Genomic DNA, 16,726 nt, shown 5'->3' with positions numbered 1-16,726 from the left:
AGCTCATACGCAACCGCCCTGCTCCATTGCGCGTGCGCGTGACAGGAAATTCCCGAATCGTTGACTTGAGCGCTATCACAGGAGCGGAATATATTGACGGCCAGTGACAATGGGTGACTTTTTTGGCAATTTTTCTCTGTATCTTTCCCCGTAGCTGCCGCCAGATATGCCACCAGGATTGCCAACCTTTCAGGGGAAAACTTGATGAATAGCACGGAACAGTATTCGATCCACCCATCCATCGGCATTGCCCGCGTGGGCAACAGCCATGATTCGTTTTACCTGGCGCCGGAAACCATCGGCGGGCTACCGGTCGAAGCGGACGGCAACAACGATCCCGTGCTGGAGAATGGCAAGCCGGTCCACGTTGCCCAGTTCAAGGATGCGGCCGGTCGCGTGCGGCGCCAGGCGGCCAGTTTCCGCATTTACAAGTCCGTGGCGGGACGTCCCGGTGAAAAAGTCCTGGTCGACCTGCAAGACCCGAGCATTGCCAAGATCGAGTGGACTGTGCACGTGGCCAACAAGAAGGCGGCCTGGTGGAACTTCATTCCCCTGCTGGGCGACTTGATGTTTGGCCCGTACAACAGCTATGAAACCTGGGAAGATACGCCGCCCGCCTGGAAGCTGACGCCCACGTCCTGGACCAATCTGCGCAACGGCGACGTCACGGACCCGGCGGCACGGCAAAAACTGATCGTCGACCCGGGACCGCGCACGCTCGACACGCCGCTGGGCAAGGCCCATTTCGACAAGGATGGCGCCGGTTCCTATGCGCACGTGTCCTTCCCCGATCCGCAGGCCATCACGCAAGGCTATCCGGTGCGCACCCTGGGCGAAATGCGCACGGATTCGCGCGGCAACCTGCTGGTGATCGGCGCCTATGGCCGCGCCGGAGGCTCCGAAAGCATCACGGGCTTTGGCGGCGGCGATACGTGGAATGACGACGTGGCCGACGGTCCCGTCAGCGCGACCATCCATTTCAAGGATGGCAGCCCCTCCGTGGAACTGAAAGCCTGGGTGGTCATCGGCTCGCCGAAGTTCGCGCCCGAACTGGTGAATATTTCCACCTGGGATGACGTCGTGGCCGACATGGCCATCAAATACAAGAACGCGCTGCCCGAGGCCTACGACGCGGCCCGCTGGAGCGGCAGCGATGGCTGGAATCCCGACTATGTCGTCAATTACGCGCAGGATATCCAGCCATTCCTCGCCAGGATAGGCGATTACCAGTGGGTGGCGACGGTGCCGTCGATGACGGCCTTCATCCGCCCCGCCTTCGACGTGGCCGATGCGTCGGAAGCGAACCGGCCCCAGCGGGAAAAATTCCTCAGCTATTTCAGGAAGCCGTCGGCCATCCGGCCCGGCACCAAGGAACAGGTGCCGGGTTTTACGGGCGGCCAGGGCGGACAATTGTTCAGCGCCGCCACCACGGACAATCCCGGCGCGGGCATCCCCCTCGTGCCCTTGAACTCAGGCAGCAATTCCGTGCGCAACAACGTCATCAGCAAGTTTTCCGTGCTGACGGATACGCAATACTTTGCCTTGCAGCAATGGGCCGCCGGCAAATTCGCCCCCGACGCGCCGGGTCTGGCCTTGCCGGGCATCGATCCGCTCGACCACGCGACCATCGGCAACTGCGTCGGCGAACCCATGTGCCCCGGCATCGAAGTGACGTGGAGCGTGCGCAACCCCATCATCTATGAAAAACCGTACGCCATCCTGCACCGCGTGGACGCCGACTATGCGAAAAACGGCCTGTCGCCGGGCCGCGACGAGTGCGAACCGCTGGACTGGAACGATCCGACCGTCGGCACCGGCTGCGAACCGGGCGACCTGACCAAGCGCATGGCCATCCCGTGGCAGGCCGATTTCTATGACTGCTCCGTGCAGATGATCAACTTCGACAATCCGGACATCGTCAAGAATCCCGATTCGCTCATTCCCGTGCCGCCCACCTACTACGCCTACTGGTGGCCGCCGCAAAGCCCTTGGAACGTCATCAATGGCGCCACCACCAAGGAAGAACAGGCGCTCGCCGGCGTGCCGGCCGGCATGCAGGTGATGTACAGCCGCGGCATGAACAGTTTTTCGCAGATGATCAGCTCCTGGCACTACCTGGGGTTCATCGTGAACCAGAACGAGGATGCCGAATCGCGCCGCCAGTACCCGTACTTTGTGGAAAAAGAGCGCAATCACCCGAAATTCGTGGCGGCCAGCGTGGGTGTCGGCAATGCCAGCAGTTTCGTCACGGGCGACGACGCCAACTACCTGCCCGCGTGGTTCCTCAAGGACGAGGATCCGCAGACGGCGCCCGAGAAGGCATCGCAGCTGTTTGCCAGCGGCGGCGCGCCAGTGGCCCTGCATGACACGCCGAAGAAAATCATGCCGGCCAACCGGCGCCGGTTTTCCCATTGAGCATGTCGATGAGTTTGCAGTCATCGCGCGATTACGACGTCGTCATTGTCGGCGGCGGTGCCGCCGGCACGGCCGCCGCCCTGACCCTGGCCCGCTACACGGGCTTGCGCATCGCCTTGCTGGAAAAACAGCTGTTCGACGATTACCGGGCGGGCGAAACGGTCTCGTCGTCGATCTTTTCGATGCTGGACTTTCTGGGCGTGGGCCGCGACTTGCTGGATGGCGCCCAGTTGCCCGCGTTTTCCCACGCGGCCGCGTGGGGCAGCGCGGAACTGATGTCGCGCGACGCCGTCTTCAGCAGCCATGGCCACGGCTTGCACCTGGACCGCCGGCAGTACGACGCCATCCTGCTGGAGCAGGCGCGCCAGGCGGGCGTCGAGCTGTTGCGCCCCGCGCAATTGGTGCAACTGGAACACGGCGCCCCATGGCGCTTGCGCGTGGCGGCCGGCGGCCAGGAAGCGGACCTGACGGCCCGCTACCTGATCGACTGCAGCGGCAAGCAGGCGGCCATCGTGCGCCAGCGCAAGCGCCCCCTCCACACGGAAGATTCGCTGGTGGCGCTGTACGCCTATTATCAGTTGCAAGAACCACAATTCCTGCCGCACCGCACCCTGGTGGAAACGACGGAAAACGGCTGGTATTACGCGGCGCCCCTGCCCGGCGACCGCGTGGCGCTGGCCTTCATCACGGATGCCGACATCCTCAAGCGCCTGCGGCTGAAGGAGGAGGCGCCCTGGCGCGACGCCGGCATGCGCACACGCCACGTATCCGCTATCGTGCCGCGCCTGCCCGCGCCGCGCGCCCTGCGCCACTACGCCATCCACAGCCGGGTGGCCTCGCTGCCGGCGGACGAGAACTGGACGGCGGCGGGCGACGCGGCCGCCTGCTTCGATCCGATCTCTTCGCTGGGCATCGGCCAGGCCATGGCCTCGGGCATCCATGCGGCGCGGGTGGCGGAAGCCTACCTGGCGGGCGAGCGCGACATGGCGGCCGGCTACCGGCGCAGCGTCTTCGCCTCGTTCGAAACCTATCTGCGGATGCGGCGCGGCTTCTACGGGGCCGAGCAGCGCTGGCAGGAGGCGCCATTCTGGCAGCGCCGGGCCGCGTCCTGATGCCGCTGGCGGAAAAGTGAGCCAAATCAAGAGAGCGCATGCCCACAGCCCGTTTCCCGGCGAATTTCAGCCCGATCTTGCCAACCGCACTATAATGTCGGCATCGCGTGCGGCAGCAATGGCGGCGATAGACGGTAACAATTTCGTGTGGAGGCCAGTACAATAGCGTCTGGGCCTACACAGGGTTTCACTTTTGCCAGCAGTTGCCAGCAACTAACCATTTTTTTGACCAGCCAACAAATACTATGAGTTCGATGAATGAAGAGCGCGTTTTAAGCGTGCACCACTGGACGGATACCCTGTTCTCCTTTACCACCACGCGCGACCCGTCGCTGCGTTTCTCGAATGGCCACTTCACCATGATCGGCCTGCGCGTCGATGGTAAGCCATTGCTGCGCGCCTACAGTATCGCCAGCGCCAATTACGAAGACCACCTGGAATTCTTCAGCATCAAGGTGCCGGGCGGCCCCCTGACGTCGCGTTTGCAGCACTTGCAAGTGGGCGACACCGTCATCGTCGGCCGCAAGCCGACCGGCACCCTGGTCTCCGACTACCTGCTGCCAGGCAAGCGCCTGTACATGCTGTCGACGGGCACGGGCCTGGCCCCTTTCCTCAGCATCGTTCGCGATCCGGACATCTACGAGCGTTTCGACGAATTGATCCTCGTGCACGGCGTGCGCCAGGTCGACGAGCTGGCTTACCACGACTTGCTGGAAGAACACCTGCCGAAGCATGAGTTCCTGGGCGAAATGGTCAGCGACAAGCTGCGCTACTACCCGACCGTGACGCGCGAAGACTTCCGCAACATGGGCCGCATCACGGAACTGATCGAGAACGGCAAGCTGGCCGAAGACTTGGGCGTGCCGGCGCTGAACCCTGCCGAAGACCGCGTCATGATCTGCGGCAGTTCGGACATGCTGCGCGACCTGAAAGAAATGCTGGAAGCGCGTGGCTTCAAGGAAGGCAATACCTCGACGCCTGGCGACTTCGTTGTCGAGCGCGCATTCGCCGAGAAGTAATCCAGAGCACATCCGCAGCAAATTCAGGGGCCCGGCCCCGCCGCTTCCCGCGGCGGCGCCGGGCCTTCTTCATTGGCGGCCGCGCTGGTACTGCAAGCCATTCATGAAGCGCTGCACGGGCTGAAAGGCGCCGCTGAGGATATCGTCGTGCGCGGCGTAATAGCGCGTTTCGATCTTCAGCAGGCCCAGCACGGTCGCATCGAGCTTGTCCGTCTGATACGGCCGGCTTTCCAGCGCGGCGCGCGCGGCCGTCGACTGCGGTGCCTGCTGGTTATCCCAGATCAACATGGGAATTTCATAGCCGCTCTTGTCCGATGCGGAATGGCCCGCGTGATTGCGGCTGTAGCCCACTTCCTGCCCATGGTCGGAGACGAACAGCAGCGAGGCGGCGCGATCGGTCTTGGCTTGCTCCGCCATGCCGATCAGGGTGCCCAGCACGTAATCGCCGTAGCGGATGGCGTTGTCGTACTCGTCGCGCTGGTTGCGTATCCAGCTGGACCTGCCCTGGCTGGCCATCTGCGCGCTGACGGCGTCCTGCGCCCGGTCGAAATGGGCAAAGCGGCTGGGATAGCGCATGTCATAGCTGGGATGCGCGCCCAGCAGGTGCACGACGATGAGCTTTTTCGGCGCCGCGTCGCGCAGCGCGTGGGCGAATGGCTGGAACAGGTTGCCATCAAAATTGTTTTCGCCGCGGCCGGTGCCGTAGTTGATGAAGTCGCTTTCATCGGCCTCGCCCGCCAGCAGCCCGATCCAGCCATCGTTGCGCGTCTGGTTCGAGACCCAGAACGTCTTGTAGCCGGCCGCCTCGGCCAGCATCAGCAGATTCGGCTTGGCCATCCACGCATCGGGGTTGCCGATATCGGCCGGCGTCAGCATCGTCATCATCGATTCCACCGTGCTGGCGGCCGGCGAAATGACGTCGTTGAAGACCAGCAGCTTAGCCCGCATGGCGTCGAGCCGGGGCGTGGTGGCGCGCGGATAACCGTACAGCGACATCGAGGCGCGGTTGGTGCTTTCGCCGATCACGAGGATGACGGTGCGGGCGTCCTCGCCCGCATAGCGCACGTTCCAGTCGCGCGGCGCGGCCATGGCCGCCGTCAGCGCATGCTGCATCGCTTTCATCGCGTCCAGCTGCGCACTGTACTGCTGGTAGCGCAAGGGCCAGAACAAGGCCGGATTTTCGCGCCGCATGGTGGTGTTGACGTGCAGCAGCACGAGAAACACGGCCATGCCGGCGGCAAAGGCTTTGTGCGGCCAGCCCGGCGCGCTGCTGGCGCGCGCGCCCTGCCAGCGCAGCAGCTGGCGGTCGGCCAGCAGCACGGCCGCCGTCACGAGCACAAACCAGCCGGCCGCTTGCGCCAGGGCGACGCTGTTGTGCAGAAAAAATTCTCCCGTTTCCGCTTGATCTGTCGCAAACATGGCCTGTAAAACGGCATTGGGATTGGGCCGCATGCCAAAATAGCCACGCAAAAACCCCTTGATGGCGGCATCGAGGTAAAACACGGGCACGACGACGCGCAGCAGCACGGTGACCGCGCTGGCGCCGGCATTGCCGCGCCACGCCTGCAGCACGCCGCCCACGCCCAGCAGAAAGGCCGCCAGCAAGACGCTCAATTTCAGGCATTCGTTCGCGCTTAACTGATCGAAGAAGAAAAACAGCAACAGGCCAGCAATGCTGAGCAGGACACGGCAAAACAGAATCAGCATGGAAGCGATGGGTAACAGGTATTCAAGGGGAGGCGGGCCAGCGATTGTAGCGCAGTCTATTGCAACTTGTATCATTATTTCCTGCGCGCTTATGATGCAGGCGCGCTCCTGACAGAAATTGTCAGTGCTTTTCATTATGCTTTCGTCACGAGCAGGCCAGCCAGCCTGTATTCATATTGATATCTCCACCTGCGACAGGACTTTTTCATGACACGTGCCATCACCATACTGACCGAGAATTTTGCCGATTGGGAAACCGCCCTGATCAACTCCACGGCGCGTCTGTACTACGGCTTCCACACGCAGTTCGCCACGCCGGGCGGCTTGCCCGTCACCTCGTCCGGCGGCATGCTGGTCACGCCGCAACTGGCGCTGGAAGCCATTTCGCTCGAGGAACTCGACTTGCTGATGGTGTGCGGCGGCAGCCACTGGCAAAGCGGCAAGGCGCCCGACCTGGGTCCGTTGCTGCGCGCCGCGCGCGACAAGGGCGTGGTGCTGGCCGGCATTTGCGACGGCACGCGCGTGCTGGCGCAGGCGGGCGTGCTCGACACCGTGCGCCATACATCCAACGGCACCGCCAACCTGATGGACACCGGCTATGCGGGCGCCGCCCTGTACCAGGACGTGCCGTGGGCCGTGGCCGACCAGCGCATCGTCACGGCACCGGGCACGGCGCCCGTCAGTTTTACGCGGGAAGTGCTGCGCAGCCTGGGCATCGCCGACGACAACCTGACGGCTTACCTGGCCATGCACGGGTCCGAGCACGGCCAGGCCGCTGCGGCGCGCTAATCGGCGGCCAGCACGCGCAGGCGCGCCACGGCGTGCGTGTTGCCCGGATCCAGCTCCAACGAAAGGCGGTAATGCGTGACGGCCAGCGCCGGCGCGCCATCGGCCTCGTACGCTTCGGCCAGGCTGTCGTGACCATTCGCCCCTTGCGGATACAGTTGCACGCCCAGCTGGAAGACGGCGACCGCCTGTTTCGGCTGCTGCCGGCCCAGCAGGCGGTAGCCCCAGGCATTCAGGTCGTCTTCGGCGGGTTCAGGCAATCCATGCTGGCGCCGGATGGCGGCCAGTTTCTGTTCCAGCCCGTCAAAGCCGGTACTGGCCGCCTTGTTGCGCAATAAATGCGCGGCATACGCGCCGCCGCGCTGCTGGCGCAGGGCGGGAAGGTAAAAGCCGGCGACGGTGTCGATCAGCTGCTCCGGCTGGCCGCCAGCCAGGTTGCTGAGAATAATGATGGCCAGGCCATCGTCCGGATACACATAGAAGGCCGAGCGGCCGCCGCCGATGCCGGCCACGGCGCGGTGCGCAGCGCGACCGATGGTGGGCCAGCCCAGCGCCCACGGCGCCGGCTTGCCGTCGTTCAAGCTGGTCGGCTGCCACAGCCGTTCCACACTGGCGGGCGCCAGCAAGCGCCCCGATTGCAGCGCGATGAGCCAGTTGGCCAGTTCGCCCGCATTGCTGTTGATGCCGGCGCCGGCGCGCATGAAGACGGGAAAGTCCTCGATCACGTTGCGGTAGCTGTTGACGCCCCGGTCCAGCACGTAGGAACTGGCCTTGCCCACGACCACGTCCTTCGCATCGCCAAAACCGCTGTGCGGCATGCCCGCCACGCCGAACTGCCGGCGCTGGATGAAGCTGGTAAAGGGCTGGCCGCCCTGCTGCTCGATCAATTGCGCCAGCAACACGTAATTGGTCTGGTTGTAGCGGTAGCGCTGGCCAGGCGGCGCTTCCACGGGCAGCGCCTGCACGGCCGTCCACGCCGCGTCGGCATCGTCCGGCTGCGCCCCCACCAGCTTGCCGCTGCGCTGGTCCAGCACGTCGGGCAAGCCGGAGGTATGGTTGAGCAATTGCGTCACCGTCACGGCTTGCCAGGCTACAGGCAGCCCCGTCAGGTACTGGCCGATGGGCGCGGCCAGGTCGACCTTGCCCTCTTGCACCAGCTGCATCACGGCCACGCCCGCAAACGCCTTGGTGGCCGAGTTGATGGAAAACAGGCTGGCGTCCGTCACCGGCACCTGGTATTGCAGGCTGGCCAGGCCGAAATTGCGCTTCAGCACGACCTTGCCGTGCTGGATCACGGCTAGTTGCAGCCCAGGAATCTGGCGCTCCCGCATTTCGCTGCGCACAAAGGCGGCGATGTCCCGCTGGACCTGGCCTTGCTGCTGGGCGGCGGGCAAGGCGCTGGCGCCCGTGGCGGCTGCCGGAAACGCCGTGGCGAGCGTCAGGGCCAGGGCGGCGGATGAAAAATGGACACGCATCGTACGGCTCTCTCTCGTAATCTGGATCATGCTGGGCAAGCGGGCCTGCCGCGCTGGCGCGGCCCGGACGACAAAGCGCCGCATATCCGGCCAAGCCGGGCATGCGGCGCATGGCGGCCCGAACGGACCACTATTGCAAAATAGCACTATTGCAAATAAATGTATAGACGCGGATACGCCGGCTTGCCTACGTCAAGGCCCCCTCCCCCTGCAACCTGGGCGCCGGCTCGGGATCCAGCGCTCCCAGCAGTGGCGGCAGCACGCAGCGCTGCAGCATGGCGCGGTGCGCCAGCGTGCGTTCCAGCAAGTCATGCGTTTCCTGGCGCAGCCGGTCGACCAGGGGATCGCTTCCCACGTCGTCGGCCTGGCGGCCAGCACGCGCCGCCAGGGTGGCGCGCAGGCGTGCGCGCGCCGCCTCGGCACTGAGCTGGCCCGCCTGCAGCATGGCGGCCACGGGCGGACTGAACTGGCTGCCTTGCGTACTGCTGGCCAGACTGGCCTGGCTGGACAGATAGGCGGCCAGGCGGCCCGACGTCCAGATCAGGCTCAGCGTTTCCGACATGGCCGTCTCGGCCAGGCCCGCCAGCGCCATGAACTGGATCAGGCGCGCCACGCTGCCGTCGAGCGCCGCCAATTCCGCCTTCGCATCGGCCCCGATGCGGCCGTTGTACTGCGCGATCCAGCGCTGCTGCACGGGGTGCATGGCGCACTGGATCTGCACCAGCAGGCTATTGCCGATGATCAACAACTGGCTGTCGACCACCTGCCCCGCCACCAGGCGCAGCTGCGCCACCGGCTGGCGCGCGCCGCGGAAAGCCACCCACAGCGTGACTTGCCCCTCGTCGCTGACGAGCGACAGCTCGGCCACGCGCAAGACGTGGGCCACGGCCAGCACGCGCTGCAGCTTGACGGCGCGCCAGCCCAGGCTGGGGCTGGTCAGGAAGCGCGACATGCTGCCCAGGTGGCTGGCGCGCTCGGCCAGTTGCGTTGCCGCGACACTCTCCACTTCCAGTTCGGCCAGGTCGAGCACGGGCACGGCGTCGAACATCAAGCCATGCAGCAAGGCGGCATCGCACAGCCGGCCTGGCGGCAGCCGCCAATCCTGGCTGCCCTGCACGGGAATGATGGCGCGGCAGCGCGCCGCCAGGCTCGCCAATGCCTGCACATAATCGTCGAGCAAGCCGTCGAGGAACGGTTGATTGTCGGCAAAATCGCTGAGAAAGCCCTGCAGCGTTTCCGACGGCGCCACGATCAGCTCGTCCAGGTCGGCGATCATGCCCTGCGGATGGTCGGAAAACTGCATCAGGTGTTCGGAGACCCATAGCAGCCGGCTGGCCAGCGTCTTGCCATAGGCGGCAGAAAAATACACGCGCTGGCTCGCTTCCTCCGCCCCCGTACTGCGGCGCACATAGAAATCATGGCAGTCGCCGATGCGGTTGATGCTCACTTGCCCCGCCTGGCGCGTCGCCGCGCCCGCCGGCAGCGGCCAGGTTTGCAGCCAGCTGCTGTCGAGCGTGTCTTCCAGCTTCCGGCGCGGCAGGCCCAGCAGCTTATTGCGCACGCCGTTCACCAGGCGGTTGCGGTAGTCCGCCAGGCGCGCGGGGTCGTCGGCCAGGCGCGGGCCGTCGGCCGCCGCCACCGTCGCCCCGTGCAAGCTTTCCGTCTCGGCGTTGGCAATGGCGATATCCATCGTCGCATAGTCATCCATCAGGCTGACGGTCATCATTTCTTGCAGATAATGCAAGTCGCTGCCCAGCCTGTCCTCGATCAGGTCGAAACGGCGCTCGACGCTGTCGAAGCCCCGCTGCATGGCCAGCAGCACCTGCGCCGTGGCTTGCCGCGTCTCGGCGCGGCCGGCGGCAAAGCCTTCGTCCATCTGCGCCGACAGTTCCGCCATCTGGCGCCCCAGTTCGCGCCCCAGGCCGTCGATCTTGTCCTCGATGCCGTCCAGGCGGTTGTAGATGCCGGCCTGCATCGATGCCAGCTGCTGCGACATGGCGGCCAGGCTTTCCTGCAAGGCCTTGCCCACCTCTTCGATCTGTTTGCTCAAGGCCTTGTACATTTCCTCCATCGGGTCGGGCGGCGGGCCGAAGATGGCGCACTGCACGATATTGAACGCGGCCATGCCGATGGAAAACATCATCGAGATGCCGCCGCCCTTGCCGATCGACCCGAGCCCCTGCATGGCGCGCATCTGTTTCCAGCCATAGGCGATGGTGGCCACGGCGATGCCGATCTGCACGATGCGGTTGGCCCACGTCAGTATGGTCTTGGCCACTTCGGCAAACTTGCCCGAGATCACGCCCTTGTCGTGCAGCCAGTCGAGTGCCGAGGCGCCATAATAGGCGATGCTGTCGGCCAGCAGCGCGTAATCCTGCATCTTGCTGATCTTGCGCTGGGCTGCCTCCAGCTGCCCCTTGAGCTTGGCCTGCTGCTCCAGCTGGCGCAGGCGCTGCGGGTCCATGTCGCGCTTGCGGCGCAGGCTGTCGACTTCGCCGATCGCCTTGCTGCGCGCAGCCACCGCGTCCTTTTCCACGCCGTCGAGCCGCGCATGCTCGTGTTCGAGCGCGTCGTCGTACAGGTCGTCGGGCAAGCGCTGGTCGTCGCGCATGCCCGCCGGCAGCTTGACGTCGATACCCGCCTTGCGCAGCTCGGCCGCCGACATGCCGAACGGCTTGTTTTCCAGGTCCCGGACCAGCTCGCGGCGCGCGCGGGTATTGCTCAGCGTCGCATCGGCCTGCGCCGCGTTGCGGGTCAGTTCGTCGATGCGCGCCGTATACGGGCTTTTCAGCAGGCGCTCATCTTCCTGTGCCTGCAGCTTGCTGTCGACCAGCATATTGTTTTGCCACGTCTGCACCATGAATTTCATCTGCGTGGCGCGCACGCTCTGTTCCAGGCGCCGCCGCCGGCTGGCTTCCTCCTCGATACCGGGCACGGCCGACGTGTCGGCCGGATCGAGCACGCGGCGCACGGGAGCATTGCTGCTGCGCGCAGGCAGCGGCGTGACGGCGTCCGTCTGTTCCGGCAGCGCCGTCGGGTCCTGCGCCAGATACGGCGGATCCTCCGCCCAGCTGAACCACTGTTGCGCATACGCATTCACATCGCCTTGCGGTATCCACGGCGCGGGCGCGCGCAGGGCCAGAAAGGCGGCCGCGGCGGGCAAAGCCAGGACGGCGCCTTGCGGCGTCGTGCAAGACCACAGCAGCAATTGCTGCATGGCCAGGCCGGCCATGGCCGGGCCGCCGGAAAATTCGCCCAATGCCGTGTACGGGTCCTGCACCGCCGCCAGGTCGGACGCGACGAGCCGGCCGGCGTCCAGTTCCTGCTGGTGATAGGCGCGCACGGCCGCCCCCATGCCGCCGATCAGGGCATCGGCGGCCGCCCCCATGGGCGCGGCCATCCACGGCGCCATGTCCAGCAGGGCCGTCACTTCGTTCGGCAAGGCCCGCTTGGCAAGGTCGGTGCGCAGCACGGGATCATCCCAGCCGTTCGGCGTCAGGGCGTCGCGTCCGGCCTGCATCAGCATGCGATAGTGGGCCGGCGCGCGCCGGGACAGGGGTTCCTGCGGCGCACCAGCGGGCGCCGGCCAGCCCAGCTCCACCAACGCGGCGTAATGCAGCAGCGCCTGCTCGTAGACGGCCGGTTCGCTGACGACGCGGTAGGCGTCCGGGCGCTTGGGCCGCGCGGCGGCGGCCACCAACTGGCGGCACTCCTGGCGGCGCCACGGCCGCACCTTGTCCGCCGCCGTCCAGACGGCATCGATGGCGGCGATGAAGGCGTCGGGGTCGGCATGGCGCTGGCCCAGCAGCTGCACCAGCACCTGACGCAAATCCTCGCCCACGCCCTCGGCCTGCTTGCAATCGTCGGCCCTGGCGCCATCGGGCACCAGCACATGCATCAGGCAGGTATCGCCTTCCCCGCGCGCGGCCGCCAGCAAGGCGTCATCGATGGCGTAGTCCTGCACTAGGTGCTGCACCTGGCGCGCCGTTTCCGGCAGCACGGGCGCCAGCGCCGTGGCGATCAGGGTGGCGATGCGCGGATTGTCGCTGAGGAAGGCCGCCGTCGCGGGCGCGATCGGTGCGCCCGCCAGCGGCAGGTCGGGCAACAGATACGGCGTGCTGGCCAGCAGTTCCGGCGGCAGCAAGGCGGCCAGCACGGGTTCGTTCAGCAAGGCGCTCGTGCGTTCGGCATTGTCGCCGCTCCACAAGGGCGCGCCGGCGGCCGTCAGCTGAGGCACGATGGCGCAGTGCTGCGCGCGCAAGGCCGTTTCGGCCAGGCTTTCCTGGGCGCCGCTGGCCGCATCGGTGGCCTGCAATTCGGGCGGCGCGCCTTCCGCCAGCGCTTGCGCCATGCCGGCCTGGTTGCCGGAGACGGCCAGATGATGCAGCCAGGAACGGCCGTTATCCCCGTCGCGCCAATTCCAGCTAGAATGCAGGCCAGCCTGCGCACGGGGCCAGCCACGCGCCGCCAGGTAACGCAGTTCGCAGCCCTTGGCGATCACCACGTCGCCGTTGTCCAGCACGGCGGCCGCGTCGGCCGAACGGCTGGAACTGAGGCGCTGCAGCATCACATAGCCGGTGCCGCGCCGGCCCCAGAACATGTAGGCGCCATCGCTGATGCTGATAAAGCCGCCCTGCGGCAGCGGCAGCAGCGCGCGTCCGACCTGCTCGCCGTCGCTGAGCGCGCTCCACGCGGCTGCCTGCGGCCGCGCCGGCTGCAGCGCCGCCGGGCCGTAGGCCTGGTAATTACCATTTGCCGTCAGGGCCGCCACGGAACCGTCGGACAAGGCGCTCAGGAACGCGATGGCGCCCCAGTCTTCCCTGCCGGAACGGGGCACGGCCGCCTGCAAGGCCAGCTTGCCCCCATCGATCTTCCACAAGGCCACCGATGGCAGCTCGGCGCTGCGCGCCGCACCGCTCAGCAGCAAACCGCCCGGCAGCGCGACGAGCGCCGTTGCCGCCAGCGGCATGGGCGGCGACACCTGCCATGGCTGCTCGTGCCGGGCCGGCGCCGTGACGGTGCGCAGCGCCGCGCCGTCAAAGCACAGCGCCTGTTCGCCCCAGCCGGCCAGCAAGCATCCCGCCTGCGGCGCCAGTCCGGCGGCAATCCGCTGCACGGGCGTCGTGCCGTCTTGCGCATCGATGCGCGCCAGCTCGCCATTTTGCTGTAATGCAAGCAGGCGGCCTGAAGGCAAGGCCAGCAGTGCGACCACGGGGCTGGCCAGGTGCCAGACGGCGCGCGCTTCCCATTCCCACGGCGCGACGGCGCGGTTGGGCGCCATGATCTGCACTGCGCCGTCCGCCAGGGCCAGGGCCAGGCGTCCGCCCGGCAGGGCCGCCATCGCCAGCACCTCGGCGCTCACCGCCATGTCGCGGCTGGCCAGCGGCGCGCCGTAGTCGCGGCCCACGCTCCACAGGGGCCTGGCAGGCAGCGCCGTGCCTTCCCTGGCCGCGCGCCGGTACAGGCTGGAATCGGGCAAGGCCAGCAGTTCAGGCTGCGCAGCCGGGCGTTCCTGGCGCAGTTCGTCGCCGATGGCGCGCAGCAGCGAGCGCGGGTCGCTGGCCGGCAAGTCGCCGGACAGGTCCCAGGCCATGACGCCGCCCAGCGATTCCGTCTTGGCATAGCGGATCTTCTCGCGTATCGACGCGGGATCGTCATACGTCACGGAAATGGCCGGCTGGTCCTTGCGCGCCGGCACGTACAGGTAGGGCGCGCGCGCCTTCGGGTGCAGGCCGGGCGCCACGAAATTGGGAAACTTGTCCGAGCGGCTGCCCAGCTTCATCTGGCTGGCGATATGGCTGTACAGATAGGTGCCGGGCTGGTCGGCGAACTGCCCTTCGGCGGGGCCATCCGTACGGCAATTGATGCCCAGGCGTGCGTCGGGATCGCGCTGGCCGCCCGCTTCCGGCACCACTTTCACGCCGCGCCCGTAGATGGGCAAGCCCAGCGAGAGCTGCTGGCGCGTGAAGCACAGGCGGTCGGCATAGTCGAGCATGGTGGCGAGCGTCTCGCGCACGCCGCTCGGCTGTTCGCCCGTGCCCGCGTCCGAAGCGGGCAGCATGGGCGCGTTGAAATCGGAATACTTCAGCCATGGCCCGCCGTAGTCGTAGGTCATCATGTGGATGGTGTCGACCAGCCGTCCGATGGGGCGCCAGTAGGTGTCTGTGCCGGACGGCAATGTCCCGCTGTCAATCAGACGGATCTTTGCCGCCGCGGCCGGCGAGGCGATGCCCAGGTAAATCTTGCGGCGCTCGGGGTTCAAGCCGGGGTTGGCTTCGGCGGCGCGCAGCGCCTCGAGGATACGCACGTAGGCGGGGCCGTCGTCCTTGCCCGGATACTCCCAATCGATCTCGATGCCGTCAAAGCCCATCAGCACCACGCTTTGCACCATCGCCTCGGCAAAACGCCGGGCCTTGGCCGGGTCGTTGCCGACCATGCTGAACAGCTCTGCCGCCGGCTGGATTTTTTGCTGCAAGGCGGCGGCAAGCGCAAGCTGGATACGCACGCTGTATTCCGCTGGATAGTCCTGGCGCCTGCCGTTGCCGACAATCGCGCTGCCAAGCACCAGGGCGACATTCCCCCAGTATCCACTCAGATACTGCGTCAACAAGCCCTTGCCCCAGGCAAAGCGCGTGGCTGTCGCGCTGGGTTGCAGCACGCTGCCGTTCACCGTCAGCGGCTGCCACAGGCGGTAGTACATTTCGCTCCCGTCCTCCCCCTCCTTGACGCGGTACAGGCTGATCGTGACACCGTCGTTGAGCGGCACATCGCGCGCCGCCGACTCCTGCATCTCGCGCAGGGTGACGCAGTCGCCCACGTCGAATTCCACCACCTTGGGCCAGCCGCCGACGATCAGGTGCACTTTCAGGTCGGGATTGAGCTGCTTCATGAACTGCAGCGACGACAGCTGCCAGTCGTCGCCCCAGGGATCGGAACTGGCCGGGGTGCCGTCCAGGTTGATCGTGAACATGCCGTATGACAGCTCGTTGATGTTCTGGAACGGCACGTCGCGGATGAACACGTCGCGCTGGTAGCCGAAATAGTTCGCGTAATAGCCAAGCGAGCGGCGCGAAAAGGCGGCGGCAGAGACGAGGCCGCGGCAGGACTGGTCGATCACGCGGCTGCGCTTGTCGCCCATGCTCGCTTGCAGCAGGTCGAGCGGCACTTCCAGCCAGTCGCTGCTACCGTCAAGCTGGACGCGGATAGCTGGCAGGCGGGTCAGGCCATCAATCGAGGAGCGGCAGACCAGGTATTTAAAACTGCTGACATATGACAGGTCGCGGCCCAGGTTGGCCGGGATCACGGCCGGCTTGCGCAGATAGCGGACCTGGTAGACATATTCCGGCATGCCGCCCAGTTCCATGCGGCCCGCTGCTTCCGTGCCGACACTGATCACGGCCTCATAGTCGCCTCCCTTGTAGCTCACCGAGCGCGAGTATTCCGCCGGATGCTCTTCCGACGAGGCCAGCGCGCCCCATGGCGCAAAGAACACGTCCGTGGCGGCGATGGCCCGTTTGTCCAGCGGACCTTCGTGCTTGTTCATTTCCTCCAGAAAAAACTCTTGCTTCTTCTGCGGCCAGTCCTTCTCTTCTATCTTTTTCGCCACCATGATGGCATCGAGGCTGTTTCCGCCCACGACCGTGCCGATGGCGATATTCAGGGTGATTTCCAGGCAGGAAATGTAGAGCTCCTGCTGGCTGGCGTTCAGCAACACGATCGTGTCGACACCGTTGCGCTTGTGGAACTGCCATTTCAATCCAACTTCCGCGGCTGACTTTTTCATCTCGGCTCCGTATGCAGGGAGATTAGGGAAATGAAAGTCTAGTCCACAAGAAATATTTATAACTGAGCAAAACTTACAGGCACAGGCCTAGTCCGCCGCCTCCAGCCACACGTCCTCGTAGCCTTCGCGGTCGAGGATGAACTTGGCGCCGCTGGGCAAGGCCAGGTAATCGACCACCTGCGGCAGCATCTCGTGCAGGTGCTCCGCATGCAGGGCCTGGTAAAAGCCGCTGGCGTCATCGTGTTCGCCGCAGTGGATGAACCAGCTGATGGTGCCGTTTTCCGGCAGCACGATGCGCGTGCCGTAGATGGGCGACTGCGCCAGGCTGCCGATGGCCAGGGCCACCATGGGCTCGGGCGCTTGCGCCGGCAAGCCGAATTTGTCGCAGATGCGCTGCTGTGTTTCGCTGATCAGTTCAGTCATGGTGCT

The 16,726-nt window shown here is 65.8% G+C and carries 8 protein-coding genes; 4 read left to right on the top strand and 4 right to left on the bottom strand.

All coding sequences use genetic code 11. The features are described 5' to 3' along the window. Positions 1 to 204: 204 nt before the first annotated feature. The 3 genes from lodA (at position 205) to AC0V2Y_RS22100 (ending at position 4,546) form a co-directional block, all read left to right on the top strand. Entirely contained in the window at positions 205 to 2,415 is a 2,211-nt protein-coding gene (gene lodA / locus AC0V2Y_RS22110; protein ID WP_475413792.1) for a CTQ-dependent lysine 6-oxidase LodA, read from the top strand. An 8-nt stretch (positions 2,416 to 2,423) separates the two neighbouring features. Continuing rightward, a complete protein-coding gene (locus AC0V2Y_RS22105) occupies positions 2,424 to 3,527 on the top strand; it encodes a tryptophan 7-halogenase (RefSeq protein WP_475413793.1) in 1,104 nt (367 codons plus the stop codon). Positions 3,528 to 3,772: 245 nt separating this feature from the next. Then, the gene (locus AC0V2Y_RS22100; protein ID WP_035818959.1) at positions 3,773 to 4,546 is read left to right on the top strand and encodes a ferredoxin--NADP reductase; all 774 of its coding nucleotides are present in this window, start codon (positions 3,773 to 3,775) and stop codon (positions 4,544 to 4,546) included. Between the two features lie 69 nt (positions 4,547 to 4,615). On the opposite strand, the gene AC0V2Y_RS22095 is transcribed toward AC0V2Y_RS22100, so the two are convergent. Beyond that, positions 4,616 to 6,253 (bottom strand): phosphoethanolamine transferase, encoded by a 1,638-nt coding sequence (locus tag AC0V2Y_RS22095; protein ID WP_475413794.1) that lies wholly within the window; start codon positions 6,251 to 6,253, stop codon positions 4,616 to 4,618. Between the two features lie 207 nt (positions 6,254 to 6,460). Here AC0V2Y_RS22095 and AC0V2Y_RS22090 point away from each other — a divergent pair, with 207 nt between their 5' ends. After that, positions 6,461 to 7,042: a type 1 glutamine amidotransferase family protein gene (locus AC0V2Y_RS22090; protein WP_475413795.1), complete on the top strand. Its 582-nt coding sequence runs from the start codon at positions 6,461 to 6,463 to the stop codon at positions 7,040 to 7,042. Here AC0V2Y_RS22090 and AC0V2Y_RS22085 read toward each other — a convergent pair. The 3 genes from AC0V2Y_RS22085 to AC0V2Y_RS22075 all read right to left on the bottom strand — a co-directional run bounded on the left by AC0V2Y_RS22085 (position 7,039) and on the right by AC0V2Y_RS22075 (position 16,720). Beyond that, positions 7,039 to 8,514: a serine hydrolase domain-containing protein gene (locus AC0V2Y_RS22085; RefSeq protein ID WP_475413796.1), complete on the bottom strand. Its 1,476-nt coding sequence runs from the start codon at positions 8,512 to 8,514 to the stop codon at positions 7,039 to 7,041. The genes AC0V2Y_RS22090 and AC0V2Y_RS22085 overlap by 4 nt on opposite strands. A 187-nt stretch (positions 8,515 to 8,701) precedes the next feature. After that, entirely contained in the window at positions 8,702 to 16,297 is a 7,596-nt protein-coding gene (locus AC0V2Y_RS22080) for a glycosyl hydrolase family 18 protein (RefSeq protein ID WP_475413797.1), read from the bottom strand. Positions 16,298 to 16,384: 87 nt separating this feature from the next. Further along, positions 16,385 to 16,720 (bottom strand): immunity protein Imm33 domain-containing protein, encoded by a 336-nt coding sequence (locus AC0V2Y_RS22075; protein ID WP_475413798.1) that lies wholly within the window; start codon positions 16,718 to 16,720, stop codon positions 16,385 to 16,387. Positions 16,721 to 16,726 lie beyond the last annotated feature (6 nt).

The organism is Janthinobacterium sp. BHSEK, assembly GCF_056174685.1.
Note: the sequence above shows the minus strand (reverse complement) of the source record. Positions and strands in the feature narration are given on the sequence as shown.

Coding starts and splice junctions, on each gene's coding strand:
- lodA (WP_475413792.1), top strand. CDS start 205: ATGAATAGCACGGAACAGTATTCGATCCACCCATCCATCGGCATTGCC.
- AC0V2Y_RS22105 (WP_475413793.1), top strand. CDS start 2,424: ATGAGTTTGCAGTCATCGCGCGATTACGACGTCGTCATTGTCGGCGGC.
- AC0V2Y_RS22100 (WP_035818959.1), top strand. CDS start 3,773: ATGAGTTCGATGAATGAAGAGCGCGTTTTAAGCGTGCACCACTGGACG.
- AC0V2Y_RS22095 (WP_475413794.1), bottom strand. CDS start 6,253: ATGCTGATTCTGTTTTGCCGTGTCCTGCTCAGCATTGCTGGCCTGTTG.
- AC0V2Y_RS22090 (WP_475413795.1), top strand. CDS start 6,461: ATGACACGTGCCATCACCATACTGACCGAGAATTTTGCCGATTGGGAA.
- AC0V2Y_RS22085 (WP_475413796.1), bottom strand. CDS start 8,514: ATGCGTGTCCATTTTTCATCCGCCGCCCTGGCCCTGACGCTCGCCACG.
- AC0V2Y_RS22080 (WP_475413797.1), bottom strand. CDS start 16,297: ATGAAAAAGTCAGCCGCGGAAGTTGGATTGAAATGGCAGTTCCACAAG.
- AC0V2Y_RS22075 (WP_475413798.1), bottom strand. CDS start 16,720: ATGACTGAACTGATCAGCGAAACACAGCAGCGCATCTGCGACAAATTC.